We start from the raw sequence: 20,014 nt of genomic DNA, 5'->3' as shown, positions 1-20,014 counted from the left end.
GTCGAAAACAAGAAATAAAATAAAGGGGTTATGATGAAAAATTTAGTATTAGTGTTTTTTTTCACTTGCATAATCAGCATAACATTATTTGCACAGCATGAGAGGGAATATTCTCAAATAAAATTGAGGTTATCCACTGGGCTTTCCATTCCGATGGGTGATTTTGCATCTGTTTCAGGCGAGAAAGCAGGGCTTGCAACTCCCGGTCTATTAGGAATGCTGGAACTGACACAACCGATGTCTGAAATTTTAGATTTAACATTGCTAACAGCTGTCGCCCATAACGGTCTGAATGTTTATAAAATTGAAGAGTCACTCTCACAATTTATCTCACCGGTTTTTGTGAACTCTTGCAGTTATTATACGACGTGGGTTTTGCCCGGACTTCAATTAAGTCATGCAACATTTGAAAACACCAGGATTTATCTCTCCGGAAATTTGGGGTTACTGTTTTCAAGTTTTCCTGATATAACTATAAGATACCAGGAGGAAACGGCAACACAAGAATACAAATCTAATTTAGCATTAGGATTTGGCCTTGGTGCGGGATTCCAATATCATTTTGTAAATGCAGGTGTTCGTTATCTGACAGGAACTCCAAAAATCAAAACTAATCCGGAAAACGGTCAATCTGCCGATGTACCTATCTCTGTTTTATTAGTAGTGATTGGTGTTACGTTTTAGAAGCAGACTGTGGATAGTAATAAAATGTAATATGAATAATGCAAATCTCTCTAAGATTTATGGTTTGTTCCGGTCGATAATAGGTTTTTAAGTTACTATTGTTTTTATGTGCCCCTTATGTCTTTTTTAAATCCCCGGGGCATTATTTGATGGCAGTTGTACAGGGTGAGGTTGTATGAGAGCGTATCGGGAAAACTAATTTTCTTTGAATTTTATTTTGAAAAGAAATCTGTTGTGCGCAGTCAAATTAAAAATTTTGAATTGGAGTACAACAGCAAATTAACACAATATATAATCGGGGTGAAATCATGAAGTACTTCCTATCTTTCGTTCTGTTCTTCGTTGTCATCAATTTTTCATTTGCGCAGGATACATCCAAAACAAATTGTAATCACTTCAAACACGGAATTCAATTCCAGGTGAGAAGTTTGTTGGAATTTACAAACTTCAGCGGGTACACTTTTTCATACAGATATAGGATAAATGAAAAATCAGGTTTGCGAATTGGGATTCTTATAGCCGTCGAGAATTCTGAATATGAACCAACCTTGCAGCTTGATAGCATTATATTTAATCCGTCTGAAAATTATGACAACAATAACTTCAAAATTTCACTTCAATATCTTCACAACATTCTGAGCTATAAAGATTTTTCTATAATCGTCGGGGCTGGTCCGTTTATTTCATTCAGCAAATATGAATGGAATGGGGGATATGTTGGCACAAATTATATCAACACTTATTTTGATAAAGAAGACAGAACAGGTTATGGTTTAGATCTGCTTCTCGGAGTTGAGTATAATCCTTTTGATAATATTGTGGTTTCAGGCGAATATGGATTATCAATATCCAAAGATAAAGCTGATTTGGAGCGCTTGGAAAAGAATATTTATCGAGACGGAAGTCCAGAAAGAATTTATAAGGAATCTGGTGAAAGAGATAGGCTTTTGATAAGAGGTCTAGGAGTAAATCTGGGTGTCGCAATATTTTTCTAAAGCAAAATTTATAGTGTATTTAAATTGAACGACAGGTTAGTGTTAATACAGTCATTCAATAATCCTATTGATGCACACATCATAAAAGGTTTATTGGAATCAAACGGAATCGAATCATGCTTATTCGATGAAAATATTGCTTACACAAATCCCGTGCTTACAACTGCAGTCGGAAGAATAAAACTAATGGTCCGCGAAGAGGATTATGAAGATGCAATCAAAGTCCTTCGGTCTGAAACTTTTGATGAACCAGAAGGGGACAAAGCAGTTTGTCCTGAATGCGGTTCTTCAAACATCTTTGTTAAATCGAAGACAAACTGGAAAGCAGTTTTTATGATGTTCATCTCATCAACAAGTACACCTACCGGCGGGAGAAAAAATTTTTATGACTGTCAGCATTGTGGCAATGAGTGGGAATAATAAAAGGAATTCATCTATCTAAACAGATGCTGGTGTTTAAGTGAAATATTAATCGACAGTTCAATAATACTCTTTGATACCGGAGGATAAGAAAAAGATTAACTAACAATTTTCTGCAACTGCCTGTTTATTCTTTTGTATTGAAAATGACCGAGTAATAAACTAGGTTCCAAATGGCTTGAGGGTGTTTACCTGCATGGATGAAGGAGAAGGTGTTGCGGGAACAAATTGCATCTTAGTAAATAAAATATTTTTGTTAGGTAAAAACCTTTTGGGGTTATTAAAATGAAAACACAAAAATCTTTTTGATTCTGATTCTAATTCTAATATATATGATACGAATTGGCTAAGACAGAAAAAGATTTATGGAAAAAGACTGAATTCAAAACAGTAGAGTTTTAAGGATATTAATCAATGAATTATACAGGATTCAATTATAAAGAGAAAATATCTTTGATCGTTATTGTTTAATTACGAACTAAAAAAAATCTGTCAATCTAGAATAGTACATCACTAGTACACTGAATCATTATTAGTGAGGTTTGGAGGATTTATGAATTACAGAGATCTATTCCTAACTATTATCACAATTTCTGTTTTACTCACGGGCTGCGTAAAAAATAATGTTGACCCTATTGAAGAAATTACTCCGACACCCGAACCATTTGTCTTTGATAGTCTAAGTGTTGAGGAAATAAAAGAATTGATAGCCGGAGAATGGGAGTGGATTTATTCGATTGTCGCAAGACCTTACGCTTATGTTACACCCGATTCTGTTGGTTATACTATACAAATGAATTTTGATGCAGATAGTGTATTACAGTACTACAAGGATAATCAACTCGAGGCGACTTTTTATTATAAAATTTATAAACATAAAATACACCCCGACTATCCGGAGTTTGCGACAATTATTGAATCTGGTTTATCTACATCTCTTTTGAAATTCTCTCACCCTGATTCTATGAAATTTGATCAGAGTGCACATGATATTGGTACAGACTTTTTTGTACGAAAAAAATAATTTGAACTCTTTTAATCGATAACGTATTGGACACTTCAATATTATGATCTGTAAAAAGAATTTAAAATATATTCTGTTTATTTTATCTATAATCTTTTAACCTTTTTAGTAATGAAAAATATTTTAATAATCGGGGCAGGAAGAACTTCAACATCGTTGATCAATTACCTTATCGGTAAATCAGTTGAGCAGGACTGGTTTATCACAATTGCGGATCAATCACCCGATCTTGCCTTAAGTAAATCCAGGAATCATCCTCGTACTAAAGCGATTCAGTTCGATATTTTTAACGAAGCTGAACGCGCATCGCTGATATCTAAAAATGATATTGTTGTATCGTTACTTCCGGAAGCGTTGCATATCCAATTAGTTAAGGATTGTATATTAAATAGAGTTCACCTGGTTACAGCTTCATATGTTTCTCAGCAGATGGCTTCATATGATGCTCAGGTGAAAAACGCTGGACTTATTTTTTTAAATGAAATGGGACTTGATCCCGGTATTGATCATATGGATACACTGCGTTTGATTTCTAAAATAGAAAACAAAGGCGGGCAGATAGTTTCACTGCGCTCATTTGGCGGTGGATTAGTGTCTCCTGCGAGTGATGATAATCCGTGGGGTTATAAAATTACATGGAACCCAATGAATGTGGTTACAGCTGGTATGGCTGGTGCGCGATATGTTCAGGATGGTAAATTAAGAATTGTTCCTTATAACAGAATTTTCCTTCATACTTATCCTGTAGAAATTCCTGGCGTAGGAAGTTTTGAAGCATACCCAAACAGGGACTCAATCAAGTACAGACGGATTTATAATGTTCCCAGAATTCCTAATGTATTCAGGGGGTCATTAAGAAAGCCGGGGTTCTGTAAAGCGTGGAATGCATTAACTCAAATTGGTTTGACGGATAACAGGTATATTGTTCCTGACGCAGACAGATTAACATATCAAGAGTGGCTTTCATTTTATCTTTCTCACAGTAATGGAAAGACAACAAAAGAAAAACTTGCTGAATTTTTAAATGAACCTGAACCAGGTGAACTGATTAAAAAAATTGAATGGCTTGGATTACTTTCTGAGGAAAAAATTGAATTAAATAATTCAACTCCTGCTGACATTCTTCTGGAACTTTTGCAAAAAAAATGGAAGTTTACCGAGAACGACAAGGATATGGTTATACTGCATACTGAGCTTGAATACATTGTTGAAGACTCGGGTGAAAGAATGACTTCGACTTTAGTGATTTACGGAAAAGAAAATTTTAATACTGCTATGTCAGCTACAGTAGGATTACCATTGGGTGTAGGAGTTAAACTCATCCTCAATAATAAAATCAGCGAAAGGGGAGTTATCATCCCGGTTTATCCTGATATCTATGAACCGGCACTAAATGAACTGGCTGAACTGGGAATTACATTTAGAGAAGAGACTTCTCAAATAACTGTTTAAAGAAATGGTGAATAAAAATTCAGATAGACACCGAAAGTTAGAATTGTCTTTCGTCAATTTGTTCTTCAGGAAATGTATTTTTTCATGTAAGAAAATCCGGGCGTGAAATTACCTTTCCATAATATCGCAGCTCTTTTAATTTCTTCCGGCAGATTTGATTCTGCTAGAGCACCTGTGTAGTTTGCATTGATTATTTTTCTTAGGTAAGGCAGCAAATTTTCGCTGAACTGAATTGATGCATCAGCCGAAAATTCACAAGGTAAATTTGTCACTGCCATAACTGCAATTCCTTTACCATTAAAACCATCTTCGATTGTTTCATTATAAGGGTTATAGATATATACGGGATTATCAATCCATGTTTCTTTAGAAAACTCTATTGATCCGTTGGGATCACAGGTTATATCGCCAATTACTTTTAAAGTTGGATTTTTTATCCAGATTTCTTTAGCCATAACTTTTGTAAGTGATCTGGGAAATTTATTAGACCAGGTTACACAGTTCATTATAACTGTTATGAAGGGAAGAACTAAGTCAAGGTTTGATTCAAAATAATCCGGGTGTTCCATATAAAAATTTCGCTTACCTCTTTTCTGAAGTTTTTCATATTCACCGAATTTAAAATTTATATCTTTTTTTAACTTGTAAATATTCTCCGTTCCTAATTGAAGAACATAGACTTTTTTTCTGCTGCCATATTTATATACTTGCTCAAGCTCATCAACTGTAATATCCTGATATGGCAAAAGGTTGAAAATTTCACGCGCACCAAATGCGGTCTTACCTCTGCCAAGGAAACAGACAATAACCGGAGGTATTGTATTTGGTGTCCCATCTTTCCTGATTTTTGAACCAACCTTAATTATTAAATTCTTAACGGACTGTAAATCCTGTCCCTCAACTGCTTGCGGAATGGACTCAAAAAAATTTGGGATTCCGGAAATTTGAAGACGTTTACCCAACGTCCAGAGTGAATCAACCATCCCTGCATAACCTGCGTTATATGTGAAAGCAGTAATCAGTCTCTCATTCTTTTCATCTGTTATTAATTCATAATCGATAAGAGTTGACTTGTTTTCAACCAGCATTTTAAGCATATGCCGGTTTTTTATTTGCCCTTTGTGAGTATGAGAGAAAAAAAAGTATGCTTTGCCCTTTAAAATTCTAGTGTGAAATAATTCTTTTAAACCAAAAATAATATTTGCTGAGGAAAGATCTTCGCTTATTACCGCTCCGGCTTTACGATAATCTGAATCCCTGAAAGCTCTTTTTTCTTCTCCGGTTTCAGGATGAAATGCCGATTGAACAATTAGTTTGTGTCCCCATTCAACAATTTCTTTTGCAGCAGCAGGAGTAATGGCAGTTCTTTTTTCCCCCTTTTTACTTTTCCCTTCGCGTAAAATTCCAACTATGTTTTTCATAATTCAGTTAACAAATCATAGCACAGTAATTAATATTGTGTAAAATTATTCCGGAATTACTAAGATATTAAACCACAAAATCCTTAAGCAATGATCTTGTATCATCAATAGCCTGTTCAAGTAGTATCATTCTTTCACGGAGATTGTCCATATCATTGTGCTTGCCGGATATTTCAACCGCAAGCGCTTCTTCTCCGATCCTTACTGCACCGACAGAATAACTTGCACCTTTTATAGTGTGTGCTTCTTTGATAAGGTTATTCATATCGTCATTAACAAGCCAGTTTTTAAGATTGCTGTATCGTTTGACCATATCATCGAGGTAAGCGCCTAAAAGTTCTTTTTTAAAATCCGCGCTGCCTGCACTGATTTTTTCAAGATGGAGAAAATCAAATAAGCCATCCTGTTTTTGTTCTTTCTCGGAAACAGGTGTTTCGGTTTCATTGACAATACCCAGATTCGCGTCAACAATCTTAATCAGTTCTTCAGCAATGATTGGTTTGGATAAATAATCATTCATCCCTGCTTCAATACATTTTTCTTTGTCTCCCGGCAGGGCGTGCGCGGTTATTGCAACAATAGGTATTTGATTTTTCGGTTCAGGCAGTTTTCTTATTCTGGCTGTTGCCTGGTATCCGTCAACCTGCGGCATTTGAACATCCATTAACACGAGACTGAAATTACCTCCAACAACAGCATCGATAGCTTCTTCTCCGTTTGTAACTGAATCCCCGATGTATCCGGCTTCGTTAAGCATTCTTAATGCTATTTTTTGATTGATGAGATTATCTTCAGCTAAAAGTATTTTATGTTTTAGTCTTTGTCTTCGTGATGCTTCTTTACTTTGCTTTGCAGCTGCTGTATGTACCGGCAGGGAATAAGTTCTGTAAATTCTCTGTGCAGTGATTTCAGTCGGAGTTTGAAGTTTAAGTTTTATATCAAAGTAAAATCTGCTTCCCGAGCCAACTTTACTTTCAACATGAATGTCACCACCCATCATATTAATGAATTCTTTACAGATAACAAGTCCTAGCCCGGTTCCTCCGAATTTTCGTGTGAACATATCTTCAATCTGTGAAAATGATTTGAAAAGATCTTTCATCTTTTCCTTTGGTATGCCCATACCCGTATCCTGTACCGAAGCATTTACAATTATCACGTCATCATCCGGTACTGATGAGGTTATTTTAATGTTGATATGTCCTGAATCAGTAAACTTTATTGCGTTACCTAAAAGGTTTACAAATATCTGTCTTATTCTTGTCTGGTCACCAATAAGACTAACCGGAGTTTCCGCATCAATATCCTTAGTGATGATAAGATTTTTCTCAGAGGCTTTTGCAAGCAGTACGCCAACCGCATCATCAATAATTGTGTTAAGATTGAAATTCACTTCCTCAAGTTTCATCCTGCCTGATTCAATCTTTGACAGGTCGAGTATATCATTTATAATATCAAGCAGTGATTCCGCCGATTGCCTTGCGCTGGAAATAAATTGTTTTTGTTCATCCTGATTTTCAAATGCACCCATTTCAAGTAAAGTCAGGTAACCAATAACACCGTTCATAGGTGTGCGGATTTCGTGACTCATATTTGCAAGGAATTGACTCTTGATCTGGTTAGCATCCATAGCCTGTTTAGCAAGTTTATCCGCACGGTTCTTTTCCTCTTTAAGTGCTATCTCAGCTTCGCGGCGTTTTGCATCCGCTGTAACCTGTTCGGTTATATCCTGTAAATTACCTTCAAAGTAAAACCTGTTGTTTTCTTCATCGCGTATTAACCTGTCATTTAACCGTACGATTACGTCTGTTCCGTCTTTTCTTTTTAAAGTGACTTTATAGTTTTTTACTTCACCTTTTTCCTTAAGCTCTTTAACAAGTATTTTTCTCTCCTCACTGAATTTGTAAACATCATCCTGGATATTTGCTGTTAAAAGTTCTGCGTCATCACGGTAACCTAATATTCTAACCATAGCAGGATTAACGGTGATAAAATGTCCGTCTTCGCCTGATTGAAAAATTCCTTCTGCTGAGTTGTGAAATATTGCTCTGTACTTTCTTTCTGATATTTCTACCTGGAAAGATTTTTCTGCGGAATGAACACGTATCCTGAAATTAACCGCACTTCCCACTACAGAAATAAGACTCAGGAATAGAACAAATAAAACTGATTCAAACAGGTTAGGAAGAAAATAGATCGTCCTGTCATTTAAAAGTATTGCTGTGGCAAAAACAATATTATAATAGATGGCAACGATGATCTGGTTGCGTACATCCCAGCTTAAAAAAAGTGCAGAGGTAAAAATTATCAAAGCAACTATTTGTGAGTTTAAGACAAGTGTTGTGGGAAGAAGGTAGATCATATATCCTGATGAGATTATGATCGTGAACAAAAGAATGTGAACAAGTGTGAGAGAATTATTTTCCGCAAACTTTGTGTGAAGAAGTACCAGTACAATAAATGCGATGAGAGTTGCTATCAGTCGTGTGAGATATATCTGAATAGAGAATTCACTGAAATATCTTACCTCAAAAACCATTGCAAATAATCCTGCAATGGCAACAAGTAAAGCAAGTACTTTCAGAGGTGAAATAAGAAATTCACGCGCTTCTTTTTTAACACGTTCATAATGACGCGCTGCAAAAGGAATATTATTACGATACAGGAAATCAACTACTGATTTACTTTGCGTCTTTGACATTATTCAGAGCCTCAATTTTCATGTACAACATAAGAAAAAATCGGGTTTAATTACAGAATTCTTTTTCAACTTAGAGATCGAAAAAAACTTATGTCCTCTATCTGATTTTTATATAGATTGCACATGCTTAAAGGAAAATTTTATGACGGATTTTTTATACCAGGCAGACTTAACAGTCTTCTATTTTTTTAATCATTCATTGTCCACTGGATTTCTGGATAAATTTTTTTCGATAATTACGAATGTTAATAACTGGTATATCGCGTATGTAGTCTTATTGGGAATTTCGTTCTTCAAAGGAGGACTCAAAGGTAAACTTGCCGTCGTGGGGATCATACTTCTCATCGTCATTTCAGATCAGCTTGGATACAGAATACTAAAAGAATTTTTTCAACGTCCGCGACCTTGTGATATTCTTACCGATGTTATAACGCCGCTTGGCTGTACAGGAACTTTTTCATTTCCTTCAAACCATGCATTAAATAACTTTGCCGCGGCATTTTTCTTTTATCTATTATTTCCAAAATTGAAATGGATTCTATTTGTTACTGCGTCGCTGGTTGCTCTGTCAAGAGTGTATCTTGGTCTTCATTATCCTTCCGATATAATCGGCGGAGCTGTAATCGGAAGTGCCCTTGGTTACCTGTTCGGGATTGGGCTGCTGAAACTTGAAGTCTTAATCAACAAGAAAAAAACAGCGTAAGATGAAAAAAAAATAATCTCTTTGTGAGGTTCAAATGAAAATAATTATTAAATCAGTATGGATCATGACTATCATGACACTGATAGCAGCCTGCCGGCTCAGTGCTGCAGCAGGTGTGATTTCAGATTCATTAACTATAAAAAGTGAAGCTGTATTTTACTCTTCAGAAGATTCACTTTGCACAGTCTCCATAAAGTATCCTGTAATTCAAGGAATGAATAATAAGTCGGTGCAAGAAAAGATAAACTCTTTTCTTAAAATTGAATTCCTTGATTCACCTGAATGGCTAAATATTGATGATTGTGACAAGGAGATCGGGTTCACTTATGAATGCAGTTTCAATGTCAGGTACAATTCACAAAAATTTATTTGTATTCAGCAGTTTATTTACGAATACACAGGCGGAGCGCATGGTAATTATGCATTATATTCTTTCAACATAAGTGCCTCTACAGGAGAGGTAATATCACTTACAAATATTTTTGATGAACAAAAACTGAGTGAACTGTCTGAGATAACGCGGCTTCAAATATTAGAAGATTTTAAAGCAGAAACTTTGGTTGATGTCGGGATGTTTGAAGATTCAATTTATATTTTACCTGAGCAGGATTTTTTTATAGTTCCCGGTTATCTTGTACTTCAATTTGATCCTTATGAAATAGCCTCATACGCAATGGGTGAAATTGAAGTTCAAATTGCTTTCGATAAAATTAAGGAGTACCTGAAACCAAATCTTCCTTTTGATGTAGAATAGTTTTTTATGAATGAACCGAAAATAAAAATCAGAAATGCAGTTGCTGCGGATGTACCTTTGATCTTGTCACTTATTAATGAACTGGCTGAGTATGAAAAGTTACTTGATGAGGTTACTACTAATGAAACGAATTTAAAAGAAGTTCTTTTTGGAGAACACAAATATGCCGAAGTGATAATCGCTGAATATGAAAATCAACCGGCTGGACAGGCAATTTTCTTTCATAACTTTTCAACATTCAAGGCAAGTCCCGGAATTTATCTTGAAGATTTATACGTTCGTCCTGTATTTCGTGGAAAGGGTATTGGCAAAAAACTTTTGGAAGAAGTTATCTCAATCGCTAAGCAAAGAAAATGCAAACGGGTGGAGTGGGTTGTACTTGACTGGAATAAAAGTGCAATTGATTTTTATAAATCACTTGACGCAAAACCTATGAATGACTGGATAGTATTCAGATTAACGGAAGATAAATTTTAATATTCAAAAACTTCCCTAAAATTAATCACTGCTTACTTCTGACTACTTTCTTCTTACTCCTTATTTCTACCCCTAAACTGCTTTTGACCTTATACGCTTATTCCATATTTTTGACACGATAATTTTCAAACAGAAGGAAAATGTATGCCCATAAATAAAAAAAGAGTTGTTATAACCGGAATCGGTGCAATGACTCCAATAGGACTTTCAGCAGATGAATTCTGGAACAGCATGATGAATTCTGTAAGCGGCTGTGCGTTGATAAAAGGATTTGATACATCGCGAGTAACAACAAAATTTGCCTGTGAGCTTAAAGGTTTTGAAGCGGCAAATTATATGGATAAAAAAACTGCAAGAAGACTAGACCCATACGCACAATACGCCCTTGCTTCTACAGTTGAAGCAGTAAAAGATTCAGGAATAAAAACCGATACTTTATCCGACAGTGAGCGATCAAGAATCGGAGTAATTTTCGGAAGCGGTATTGGAGGAATGCAGACTTTCTATGAACAATCTTTAGTGAATGATAAAGATGGACCGAAAAGAGTTTCACCTTTCTTTATCCCGATGTTGATACCCGATATTGCCGCCGGACATATTTCTATGCAGTATGGATTTCGCGGTCCGAATTATTGTATAGTATCCGCCTGTGCAACAGCAAATAATAACATGATAGATTCATGTTTATTAATTCAAAATGGATTAGCAGATGTAATTGTCAGCGGCGGAAGTGAAGCTGGTGTGAATGAAATTGGTATCGCTGGTTTTAATGCATCAAGAGCTTTATCAGAAAGAAATGATGAACCGGAAACAGCAAGCCGTCCGTTCGATTCAACAAGAGATGGATTTGTAATGGGTGATGGTTCCGGAACTGTTGTTCTTGAAGAACTTGAACATGCTTTAAACCGTGGTGCAAAGATTTATGCGGAAGTTATTGGTTTCGGACTATCTGCAGATGCCCATCATATCACTGCACCTCATCCTGAAGGTATCGGTGCTTTGCTCGCTATGGAAATGGCAATTCAGACTGCAGATATAAAAGCGGAAGATATAGATTATATAAACATGCATGGTACATCGACACCTCTTGGTGATATTGCTGAAACAAAAGCAATCAAAAAACTTTTTGGTGAGAATGCTTACAAGATGAATTTATCATCAACAAAAAGTATGACAGGACACTTACTTGGTGCAGCCGGTGCTGTTGAAGGCATAGCTTCAATACTTGCAATTAAAAATGGAATGGTTCCGCCTACGATCAATTTCAAAAATCCTGACCCTGAGTGTGATTTAAATTATACGTTTAACAAACCGCAAAAACGTGATATCAAAATTGCATTGAGTAACGCATTCGGATTTGGCGGACATAATACATCTGTCATTTTCAAAAAATATGAAGACTGATTTTGTATTACTATTTAAGTTAAATTTAAGACGCTCATATGAGCGTCTTTTTTTTGAATTACTCTTAGTGAATCTAAGTGAACTTAGTGTCTTAGTGGTGAATTAAAAATGTTAAAACCAAAACTGCTAACAACTCTTAAAGGCTATACAAAACAACAATTCCTTTCCGACCTTACTGCCGGAGTTATAGTTGGAATTGTTGCACTACCTCTTGCAATCGCGTTTGCGATAGCTTCAGGAGTATCACCGGAAAAAGGATTAATCACAGCCGTAATTGCCGGCTTTATTATTTCCGCACTTGGCGGAAGCCGCGTACAAATTGGCGGACCTACCGGTGCATTTGTTGTTATAGTCTATTCCATAGTTCAGAATTATGGATTGAATGGTTTGATCATTTCAACTGTAATGGCAGGCGTCATACTTGTGATTATGGGGTTGGTAAGATTTGGCTCTGTAATAAAATTCATTCCTCATCCAGTAGTAGTAGGATTTACAAGCGGCATAGCTGTCATAATCTTTTCATCACAAATAAGAGATCTTTTCGGCTTAACAATGGAGGAAGTTCCAGCAGACTTCATTGAGAAATGTTTCGCATACGCTAATCACTTCGGAACTATAAATTATTATTCGATTAGTATAGCCGTCATTGCATTATTTATAATGATGTTCTGGTCGAAAGTATCAAGAAAAATTCCCGGTTCATTGGTCGCCTTAATTGTTACAACCGCAATTGTATATTTCTTTCATTGGCCCGTTGAAACTATCGGAAGCAGGTTTGATTCAATCCCGTCATCAATACCTGCACCAACCGGATTTACTATTGACTTTGCAACAATTAAAAATTTAATTCAACCGGCAACAACAATCGCATTGTTAGCAGCAATCGAATCACTTCTATCTGCAGTTGTAGCGGATGGTATGATAGGCGGCAAACACAGATCAAATATGGAACTTGTTGCACAGGGTGTAGCAAACATTGTCACACCGTTGTTCGGTGGAATACCTGCAACAGGCGCTATTGCACGGACTGCGACTAATATTAAAAACGGCGGAAGAACCCCTGTAGCGGGAATGGTTCACGCAATAGTTTTATTATTAATAATGTTATTCTTTGGAAAACTTGCCGAATTAATTCCGCTTGCGACTCTAGCTGCAGTACTTGTTATTGTTGCTTACAATATGAGTGAGTGGAGAACGTTCAGGAGTTTATTGAAAAGTCCAAGAAGTGATGTCGTTGTATTACTTACTACATTCGGCTTAACTGTGATTATTGATTTGACCGTTGCGATTGAAATCGGAATGGTGCTCGCAGTATTTTTATTTATGCGAAGAATGGCAATGGTTACAAATGTCGGTGTTGTTACTCGTGAACTTAATGATGAAGATGAAGTAACAGACAACATGGCAATTGACAAAAAGAATGTACCAGACGGTGTTGAAGTATATGAAATTAACGGACCATTCTTTTTTGGCGCAGTAGAGAAGTTTAAAGAAGCAGTCGTACAAATAGAAAATCCTCCAAAGATTATGATCATAAGGATGCGGAATGTTCCCGCAATTGATTCAACAGGTTTACATGTACTTGAAGATATTCTTCATTCATCAAGAAAAAATGGAACTGAAGTAATTTTTTCAGGAGTACATGCACAACCATTAATCGCTTTTGAAAATTCCGGTCTGTTGAAAATGATCGGTGAAAAAAATATTCACTCGAATATAGATGAAGCATTAAAGCGGGCTAAAGAGATATTGTAATTGTGAAATGCAAATTGTAAAGAACTAAAAAATAATCCTCCAATCAGTTCGTACCCAATATTTGACTCAGCACTACCGCTGCGGCACTTGCAACATTTAATGATTCGGCGTTACCGTACTTTGGTATAGTTATTCTTTCATAAGCAATTTCCTGAATTTCGAGTGAAGGTCCGTTTCCCTCATTGCTGAATACTAAGATTTTATTCTCGGGAAAATTGACCTCATATAAGTTCTTTCCGAAGGTGTCAGTCAGGATAATTTTAAATTTTTCTGAAAGTGATTTTAATTTGGGTATTCTAAAATCTTCTATTATATCCAGATGGAAAATTGAACCCATGCTTGCTCTTATAACTTTTGGATTATAAAGTTCAACGCAATCCGGGCTTAATAAAATAATTTTTACACCAAACCAATCTGCTGTACGAATAATTGTTCCCAGGTTGCCGGGATCTGAAATGTTATCAAGGTAAATAATTAAGTTCTCTTTTAGGATTTTATCTGATGAATAATCAGGCTTGAAAAAATTAAATACAGCAGCTATCCCTTGCGGGGATTCAGTATCAGAAAGTTTCCTGAATTGTTCTTCTTTTAAAACTTCTGCGCGAATTTTCTTTTTTGAAAGTGAGGATAAAATTTCATGATTACTTTCAACAAAAGCATGTGTCAGTAAAACAACCTCACATTTGAAATCAGAGTTCAGTCCTTCTTCAACGATTTTTAATCCTTCAAAAATAAATTTTTTTTCCTGCTGCCGGAATTTTTTCTGAAGCAGTGATGAATAATATTTAATTTCATTATTTGTTAGCATCAAAGTAAAGTATCATAGTTTTGATTCTTGTTGTCATCCTGGTCTTTCTCAAGCTGACGAAGATAATCCCAGGTATAAATTCCGGTATTGTGACCATCTTTCCATGTTATTTGCACTGCGTAATCACCAACGACTTCAATATTTTTTATCAGGTACATTTCCGGTGAAAACATAGTCGGCTTAGGCGGGCGGTATGTGTGTAATAAAATTGTTTCACCTTTACAACCGGCGCAGGGACATTCGTCCCTAAGGTATTTTAAAGATATTTTCGATTGTAAACTCTCATCCCATTTAATGATAAGAATTTTTTTTTCTTCAATTTTTATCTGTATAGGTTTCACATTATAACAAAATTTATTTTTGATAATTGAATTTAATAAATGGAAGTCAATCAATCAGCCGTAAATGAGATTAAAACAAAAGAAAAAATTCATTATTATTGCTGCAGATATTTAAATAATCAGTCAAAGAGATGGATACAACCCTGCTTATAATATTTTTTGTAATTGATCTTATTGCCATAGCAATGTTATCGGCATCTGAAGTTGCCATTGCATCATTCGGTGCAAATAAAATTGAAGAAATGGAAGAGAGGGGAGAAAAGTTAACAGTTTCATTCAAAAAAATTCAGGCAAACCCCGAAGCATTTTTCGGAACGCTTCAGGTAAGTACAACACTGCTTCATCTTATCAATGTTGTTATAACTTTTTTGTTAGCGGGATATTATTCTGAAACATTTCTATCTGATTACGGTATAGGATTAATAAACCAATTGCTTATAACCTTTTTTATTTCGATTTCAATTTCATCATTTTTTATTCTTACCTGTGGAATACTGATCCCTAAAGCGCTTGGATTTAAATACTCAGATAGTATAGGAAGAAAATCAGTAAAAACCCTTCTGCTATTATCTGCTTTAATGTACCTGCCTGTAAAGTATGTAACCTTTGTGAGTAATTTATTTTTGATGTTGTTCCGTGAAAGAACAAATTTTTCACAATCAAGACTTTCAGAAGATGAAATACGGATTATTTTATCCGAAGGAGTTAAGTCCGGGGCAATAGATAAAACAGAACATGAAATCATTAACAATATTTTTGAGTTCACTGATCTGCGTGCTAATGAAGTTATGATACCTCGCACAGATATGATAGCGATTGATATTTCTGAGCAAAATGAAAATCTTGTAAATGAAGTTCTTAAATCCGGTCACTCTGTGATTCCTGCATTTGAAGAAACAAGCGATAATATCGTGGGTTCAATTCACACAAAAGATCTGATGAAAGTAATTTTGAGTAAAGACGAAATCGATTTTAAAAAATTAATTCGCCCTGTATATTTTATTCCGGAAACAAAACTGATATCTGAGATACTGAAAGAGATGCAAAAGCGTGGTGAACGTCTTGCAATTGTTACAGATGAATACGGCGGTACAGAAGGAGTAATAACAATGGAAGATATCATCGAAGAAATTGTAGGCAAGCTAGGTGATAATACAAAATCAGAACTACCAGAATATAATAGACTAAAAACCGGCGAATACTATGTGTTGGGATCAATGTTCATAGAAGATTTCAATGAAGTATTTAATATTAACCTGCCTGAATCTGATGAGTATAATACTGTTTCCGGTTTTGTTGCTTATCGAAGCGGCAGGATACTTAATCCTGGTGATAAACTTGAATTCGAAGAACTAAATTTTGAACTGATAAAAAAATTGAGGCAGAAGATGGTTCAATTTAAAGTTTACTCAACCACAAAAAATTTTAGCGAGAGTGTAAAGGAATAATAATTTTTCCAAACCGGATTCTTGCAAAGCACAACAAATTATATTAGTTTTGGCACACAAAAATGCTGGCTTAGCTCAGTTGGTAGAGCAGCTGATTTGTAATCAGCAGGTCGCGGGTTCGAGTCCCATAGCCAGCTCTTAGAAACCCTTAAAACAGATTGTTTTGAGGGTTTTTTATTTTTGAGAATTTGAAAATTCGGGCTGACAGGGTAGGGAGTGAGTAGGGAGTAACCCCTAACTGTGTCGATTTTTTTTATTGTTAAAATATGTGATTTATTGATTTGCATAAACTTAAACTGAAATTACTTCACTTCCTGATGAGTAACAACTAACACCAGAATAATTTTACCTTCTTCATAAATTACCTGATACTCTTTCCCGATTTCAAAACCGGAATTAAGCAGCTTAATATTTTTGATTTTAATCTCAGGGACTTTTTTAAAGTCCCCGATGTTTTTGGCTATTGATGATTCATAAACTTTCATATTATAAACCCTTCGGATCATACTGTTCATATTTCTTCCCGCAGATTTCACACTGCCAAACACGCGCAACAGTGATATTGTGCAAACTATTTAAACCGTGGGTTTCCTCTAAAACTCTGCGGTGCTGTTTGCAGTTGTGAGAAGGTATTTCCTTCTCATCAACTGTGTTTTTTGTTTCTTTTACTTCCATCATAACTCACTCCTTTTTATTTGTTGATAACGCCGCAAGGGTGCACTTCACCCGTGCAAAAAAAACTGTTTTTGACCCTTAACCATTTCCTTTGTTTTTGATTTACTGAGAGAAGTAAAGGCGAAAAGTAATGCCGGTGAACAAAGTGGTTGGTATTATCTTTTTGCCTTTACCAGGTTCGGTTAGAATGACGACTGCCGCTAACTACAGATGTTAAGTTGGGACTGCCTAATAACAAATTGTATGTAAGGGGCAAAAACATTTTTGGTGTTGTTATAATTGATAAAAAAACGCAAGATTGAAAAATGAATAATAAAGAGGAGAAGTAGGAAATTAAAGTTGGATTGGCTAAAAGAATAAAAAAATAAAAATAATAAGAGATAAATTGAAAACACTGTAATGGGATAAAGCCTTAATACTGCTAAAAATTTTACTCGGTTACTTTGACAAAAAACGTACATACATTTACAGGGTTTGAAGGTGTATTTAGAACCCAACTCGAATCTGTGGAACTATCTATCCGAGTAAAGCCTATAAGTTCAGAACGTTCGTTATTAATTAAAACATAAGTTTCAAATTCAATTGCCCACATTTGTTTGCGATCTAATTCAGTGGGTGTCAGCTGCACAAAAATGGAATGATAACCACCAGAATTTTGCAAACGCCTATCTATAGCTTGCGGAACTGAAAGTGAACCCGATGGAAGTGGAAAAGGGGATTTTAAAAATTGAGTAAATGCTGCATCCACTTTAGTCTCATATTCATTATCTATTGAATGACGTACATTGTTTACTTTACTCGTAAAGCGAGATTTGGCATCAAAAATCTTATCCTGAGTATGACCCTGACAGCCGTCTCTGCAATCCCATAACCAACCGTCCATACTCTTCCCTGTAGCTTCCCGCCAAGCATCAATCCCCGCTACTTCAATCATTTTGGTGGCTAAATCAAACTTCAAATCTAAGTGCTTATCTGTATCAAGTAAATATCCATTTTTAATAAACTTATTTGATGAATCATTTACCCAAGCATCAATTCTAAAAGAACCGCTATAACCAACAATTTTAAAAAAGACACGATTTTGTGGATTAATAATTACGCTGCCACCAATTGCGCCAAATGAATTAAGTTGTTTTTGATATAACTCAAGCTGCTGACGAAGAGTATTATTTTCATCAAGGATTTTATTTAATGCGAAAGGATCCACTTTACTAATGCTTTCCATACCAGCTTTAAGGTCTTCAAAGCTTTTTCTGATTACTAAAGTATCTTCTTCGTTTAAATCTATCTTTGCTGTACATGAACAAAATATGATTAATAAGAAGAATAATATTGTGCGAGGTAAGACTATTTTTGTAGACATAATAGAAACCTTCCAAAAGAAGCATATAATATTCAAGTTTAATGAACTAACTAATTAAGAATAATAAATTAATGGATAGTTGTCAATTAATTTTTTTTAAGGCCTATTAACTATTAAAAAATATGACAAATAGTTTGGGCAATAGCGATTTCAAAAGGCGCAGCATTTTGGCTGAGCGTTTGCCTAAACTTGGACTGATGTAAAAAATTAGCCTGTAAGTACAAAAGAAAATTTTAATTCAAATGCTTACAGGTTTATTTTTGAGTTTAGTTGTTAATGTTATGTTCAGATGATAATGTAAAAGAGAGTTCAGTTTCCGATGCGTTGGGTGCTGACCTGTACCTGATCTATGTAGAGCCAGGCATCGAATGAGGGGACACCACCGGGGTTGTGTTCCAATCCCCAGAATGTTTCGCGGGGTTCTTCTGAGGCTGTGCCTATAGCATTGTAAATTTCTTCTCCGTCTTTCCAGACTATGCAATGTGAACCGCTTCCTAAATCCCTGCGAAAGAATATTTCAAAGTGATACCAGGTATCGAATGAGAAAAAGAAATCAGCTAATGAGAATGTGCCTTGAGTGCTGTAAATGAACTTCTCGAACATTCCGAATTCATCAATGTTGAACTGAATATCGGCAAGATAAGTGTAAGTGTTATCAGCAATAGAGAAGAAATAGTAAGATGTATTTGGAAGCCAACCAACTGAAGAAGGAAAGTAAACCGCAATGCTTGCGTAGAGGCTGTCAACAGCAAAACCATCACTTCCTTTTGAGTAGTAAGAACCGCTTGTTGGTACAAAGCATTTGAAGGACCAATCACCGCAGTATGCAACATCCTGTGAGGCTGTGACGTCATTGAATATAAAACTTATTTCAGATTCATCACCTGTTTCAGCGCCGTACGCGAACATATCACCTACAAGTTCAACAGGGCAACCGGGAGGAGAAGGAGGAACAAAGGACTGATATTTCTGATAACCAAAATTTCTAAAGTCCTGGCAGTGACTTAGAAATGAAAACGCAAAGATTATAATAAGTAGTTTCATCAGTAGCCGAATAAACTCCATATCGTTGATGGTGTGCCTGTTCCATAAACTTTGTAATAAAGATTGTTTACCTGAGTCGCATCCAATCTTACAGAAGTAAATGGAATTGACGGTAAAACAATAATAATATCAGCGGAACCAAAAGCTGCGGAATGGCTTATCTGTAAAGTGTCATCAGTGAGGATGCTGAATTGATACCAGAAGGAGAATACTGAATCAACTGAGTTTGAGCCTGTGAATATTTTTCTGCTTAGAGTGTCCGCTGAAGTTGATGCAACTGAAGTAAATCCTTTTTGTTTCTGTGCTGGAACTTCAAAGTACCTGAATGCTTGGGGAGATGTCATATAGGCTTCATAGGTGGACTGGTTGAAGTTGAGGAAGGTTCCGTGTTTATCGGAGTTCTGAGAGTACAACGGAATAGACACTGTGAGTATTATAATGATTGTGATGATTAATTGTTTCATTGTTACATTGCTTTATCCCGCCATAGGCGGGTAAATGTTAAAAGGATGCTGAAACAGATGAAGATCCTGAAACGAGTTCAG

General features: G+C 35.7%; 20 protein-coding genes and 1 tRNA gene. 12 read left to right on the top strand and 9 right to left on the bottom strand.

Annotated features, from left to right (window positions below):
- The first annotated feature begins 33 nt into the window (after window positions 1–33).
- The 5 genes from IPM56_11160 (at window position 34) to IPM56_11140 (ending at window position 4,575) form a co-directional block, all read left to right on the top strand.
- On the top strand, window positions 34–684 hold the full coding sequence (locus tag IPM56_11160; protein QQS34818.1) for a hypothetical protein: 651 nt from the start codon (window positions 34–36) through the stop codon (window positions 682–684).
- Window positions 685–992: 308 nt separating this feature from the next.
- Entirely contained in the window at window positions 993–1,679 is a 687-nt protein-coding gene (locus IPM56_11155; GenBank protein ID QQS34817.1) for an outer membrane beta-barrel protein, read from the top strand.
- A gap of 24 nt (window positions 1,680–1,703) precedes the next feature.
- Window positions 1,704–2,099: a DUF2007 domain-containing protein gene (locus IPM56_11150; GenBank protein QQS34816.1), complete on the top strand. Its 396-nt coding sequence runs from the start codon at window positions 1,704–1,706 to the stop codon at window positions 2,097–2,099.
- Between the two features lie 553 nt (window positions 2,100–2,652).
- Window positions 2,653–3,123 carry a hypothetical protein gene (locus IPM56_11145; protein QQS34815.1) on the top strand — a complete coding sequence of 157 codons (471 nt, stop codon included), beginning with the start codon at window positions 2,653–2,655 and terminating at the stop codon, window positions 3,121–3,123.
- 111 nt (window positions 3,124–3,234) lie between these two features.
- Window positions 3,235–4,575, top strand: a complete 1,341-nt coding sequence (locus tag IPM56_11140; protein ID QQS34814.1) for a saccharopine dehydrogenase NADP-binding domain-containing protein — start codon at window positions 3,235–3,237, stop codon at window positions 4,573–4,575.
- 65 nt (window positions 4,576–4,640) lie between these two features.
- Here the strand turns inward: IPM56_11140 and IPM56_11135 are convergent, their stop codons facing one another.
- Entirely contained in the window at window positions 4,641–5,996 is a 1,356-nt protein-coding gene (locus IPM56_11135; GenBank protein QQS34813.1) for a hypothetical protein, read from the bottom strand.
- 67 nt (window positions 5,997–6,063) lie between these two features.
- Window positions 6,064–8,697: a response regulator gene (locus IPM56_11130; GenBank protein QQS34812.1), complete on the bottom strand. Its 2,634-nt coding sequence runs from the start codon at window positions 8,695–8,697 to the stop codon at window positions 6,064–6,066.
- Between the two features lie 142 nt (window positions 8,698–8,839).
- On the opposite strand from IPM56_11130, the gene IPM56_11125 reads away from it, so the two are divergent.
- The 5 genes from IPM56_11125 to sulP all read left to right on the top strand — a co-directional run bounded on the left by IPM56_11125 (window position 8,840) and on the right by sulP (window position 13,790).
- Window positions 8,840–9,400 carry a phosphatase PAP2 family protein gene (locus IPM56_11125; protein ID QQS34811.1) on the top strand — a complete coding sequence of 187 codons (561 nt, stop codon included), beginning with the start codon at window positions 8,840–8,842 and terminating at the stop codon, window positions 9,398–9,400.
- Window positions 9,401–9,434: 34 nt separating this feature from the next.
- Window positions 9,435–10,154: a DUF3298 and DUF4163 domain-containing protein gene (locus tag IPM56_11120; protein QQS34810.1), complete on the top strand. Its 720-nt coding sequence runs from the start codon at window positions 9,435–9,437 to the stop codon at window positions 10,152–10,154.
- 6 nt (window positions 10,155–10,160) lie between these two features.
- On the top strand, window positions 10,161–10,631 hold the full coding sequence (locus IPM56_11115; GenBank protein ID QQS34809.1) for a GNAT family N-acetyltransferase: 471 nt from the start codon (window positions 10,161–10,163) through the stop codon (window positions 10,629–10,631).
- 150 nt (window positions 10,632–10,781) lie between these two features.
- Window positions 10,782–12,035, top strand: coding sequence for a beta-ketoacyl-ACP synthase II (gene fabF / locus IPM56_11110; protein ID QQS38288.1), 1,254 nt, complete (start codon window positions 10,782–10,784; stop codon window positions 12,033–12,035).
- Window positions 12,036–12,143: 108 nt separating this feature from the next.
- Entirely contained in the window at window positions 12,144–13,790 is a 1,647-nt protein-coding gene (gene sulP / locus IPM56_11105) for a sulfate permease (protein QQS34808.1), read from the top strand.
- Window positions 13,791–13,833: 43 nt separating this feature from the next.
- Here the strand turns inward: sulP and IPM56_11100 are convergent, their stop codons facing one another.
- Both IPM56_11100 and IPM56_11095 read right to left on the bottom strand, forming a co-directional pair.
- Complete coding sequence (locus IPM56_11100; protein QQS34807.1) at window positions 13,834–14,598, bottom strand: RNA methyltransferase; 765 nt, start codon at window positions 14,596–14,598, stop codon at window positions 13,834–13,836.
- Window positions 14,598–14,939, bottom strand: coding sequence for a DUF971 domain-containing protein (locus tag IPM56_11095; protein QQS34806.1), 342 nt, complete (start codon window positions 14,937–14,939; stop codon window positions 14,598–14,600). The genes IPM56_11100 and IPM56_11095 overlap by 1 nt, the downstream gene beginning before the upstream one ends.
- Window positions 14,940–15,070: 131 nt before the next feature.
- On the opposite strand from IPM56_11095, the gene IPM56_11090 reads away from it, so the two are divergent.
- Both IPM56_11090 and IPM56_11085 read left to right on the top strand, forming a co-directional pair.
- Window positions 15,071–16,387 (top strand): HlyC/CorC family transporter, encoded by a 1,317-nt coding sequence (locus IPM56_11090; GenBank protein QQS34805.1) that lies wholly within the window; start codon window positions 15,071–15,073, stop codon window positions 16,385–16,387.
- A 64-nt stretch (window positions 16,388–16,451) separates the two neighbouring features.
- A tRNA-Thr gene (locus tag IPM56_11085) sits at window positions 16,452–16,524 on the top strand.
- Between the two features lie 165 nt (window positions 16,525–16,689).
- Here IPM56_11085 and IPM56_11080 read toward each other — a convergent pair.
- From IPM56_11080 to IPM56_11060, 5 genes are all read right to left on the bottom strand, one after another.
- On the bottom strand, window positions 16,690–16,872 hold the full coding sequence (locus tag IPM56_11080) for a hypothetical protein (protein ID QQS34804.1): 183 nt from the start codon (window positions 16,870–16,872) through the stop codon (window positions 16,690–16,692).
- Between the two features lies 1 nt (window position 16,873).
- The gene (locus IPM56_11075) at window positions 16,874–17,065 is read right to left on the bottom strand and encodes a hypothetical protein (GenBank protein QQS34803.1); all 192 of its coding nucleotides are present in this window, start codon (window positions 17,063–17,065) and stop codon (window positions 16,874–16,876) included.
- A gap of 427 nt (window positions 17,066–17,492) precedes the next feature.
- Window positions 17,493–18,425: a hypothetical protein gene (locus IPM56_11070; GenBank protein QQS34802.1), complete on the bottom strand. Its 933-nt coding sequence runs from the start codon at window positions 18,423–18,425 to the stop codon at window positions 17,493–17,495.
- A 309-nt stretch (window positions 18,426–18,734) separates the two neighbouring features.
- A complete protein-coding gene (locus IPM56_11065; GenBank protein QQS34801.1) occupies window positions 18,735–19,469 on the bottom strand; it encodes a hypothetical protein in 735 nt (244 codons plus the stop codon).
- Complete coding sequence (locus tag IPM56_11060; GenBank protein ID QQS34800.1) at window positions 19,469–19,933, bottom strand: hypothetical protein; 465 nt, start codon at window positions 19,931–19,933, stop codon at window positions 19,469–19,471. The genes IPM56_11065 and IPM56_11060 overlap by 1 nt, the downstream gene beginning before the upstream one ends.
- Window positions 19,934–20,014: the final 81 nt, after the last annotated feature.

Source organism: Ignavibacteriales bacterium, from assembly GCA_016700155.1.
GTDB lineage: Bacteria > Bacteroidota > Ignavibacteria > Ignavibacteriales > Ignavibacteriaceae.
The sequence above is the reverse complement of the archived record's forward strand: the minus strand, read 5'-3'. Positions and strand labels throughout refer to the sequence as shown.

Coding starts and splice junctions, on each gene's coding strand:
- IPM56_11160 (QQS34818.1), top strand. CDS start 34: ATGAAAAATTTAGTATTAGTGTTTTTTTTCACTTGCATAATCAGCATA.
- IPM56_11155 (QQS34817.1), top strand. CDS start 993: ATGAAGTACTTCCTATCTTTCGTTCTGTTCTTCGTTGTCATCAATTTT.
- IPM56_11145 (QQS34815.1), top strand. CDS start 2,653: ATGAATTACAGAGATCTATTCCTAACTATTATCACAATTTCTGTTTTA.
- IPM56_11140 (QQS34814.1), top strand. CDS start 3,235: ATGAAAAATATTTTAATAATCGGGGCAGGAAGAACTTCAACATCGTTG.
- IPM56_11135 (QQS34813.1), bottom strand. CDS start 5,996: ATGAAAAACATAGTTGGAATTTTACGCGAAGGGAAAAGTAAAAAGGGG.
- IPM56_11130 (QQS34812.1), bottom strand. CDS start 8,697: ATGTCAAAGACGCAAAGTAAATCAGTAGTTGATTTCCTGTATCGTAAT.
- IPM56_11125 (QQS34811.1), top strand. CDS start 8,840: ATGACGGATTTTTTATACCAGGCAGACTTAACAGTCTTCTATTTTTTT.
- IPM56_11120 (QQS34810.1), top strand. CDS start 9,435: ATGAAAATAATTATTAAATCAGTATGGATCATGACTATCATGACACTG.
- IPM56_11115 (QQS34809.1), top strand. CDS start 10,161: ATGAATGAACCGAAAATAAAAATCAGAAATGCAGTTGCTGCGGATGTA.
- sulP (QQS34808.1), top strand. CDS start 12,144: ATGTTAAAACCAAAACTGCTAACAACTCTTAAAGGCTATACAAAACAA.
- IPM56_11100 (QQS34807.1), bottom strand. CDS start 14,598: ATGCTAACAAATAATGAAATTAAATATTATTCATCACTGCTTCAGAAA.
- IPM56_11090 (QQS34805.1), top strand. CDS start 15,071: ATGGATACAACCCTGCTTATAATATTTTTTGTAATTGATCTTATTGCC.
- IPM56_11080 (QQS34804.1), bottom strand. CDS start 16,872: ATGAAAGTTTATGAATCATCAATAGCCAAAAACATCGGGGACTTTAAA.
- IPM56_11075 (QQS34803.1), bottom strand. CDS start 17,065: ATGATGGAAGTAAAAGAAACAAAAAACACAGTTGATGAGAAGGAAATA.
- IPM56_11070 (QQS34802.1), bottom strand. CDS start 18,425: ATGTCTACAAAAATAGTCTTACCTCGCACAATATTATTCTTCTTATTA.
- IPM56_11065 (QQS34801.1), bottom strand. CDS start 19,469: ATGAAACTACTTATTATAATCTTTGCGTTTTCATTTCTAAGTCACTGC.
- IPM56_11060 (QQS34800.1), bottom strand. CDS start 19,933: ATGAAACAATTAATCATCACAATCATTATAATACTCACAGTGTCTATT.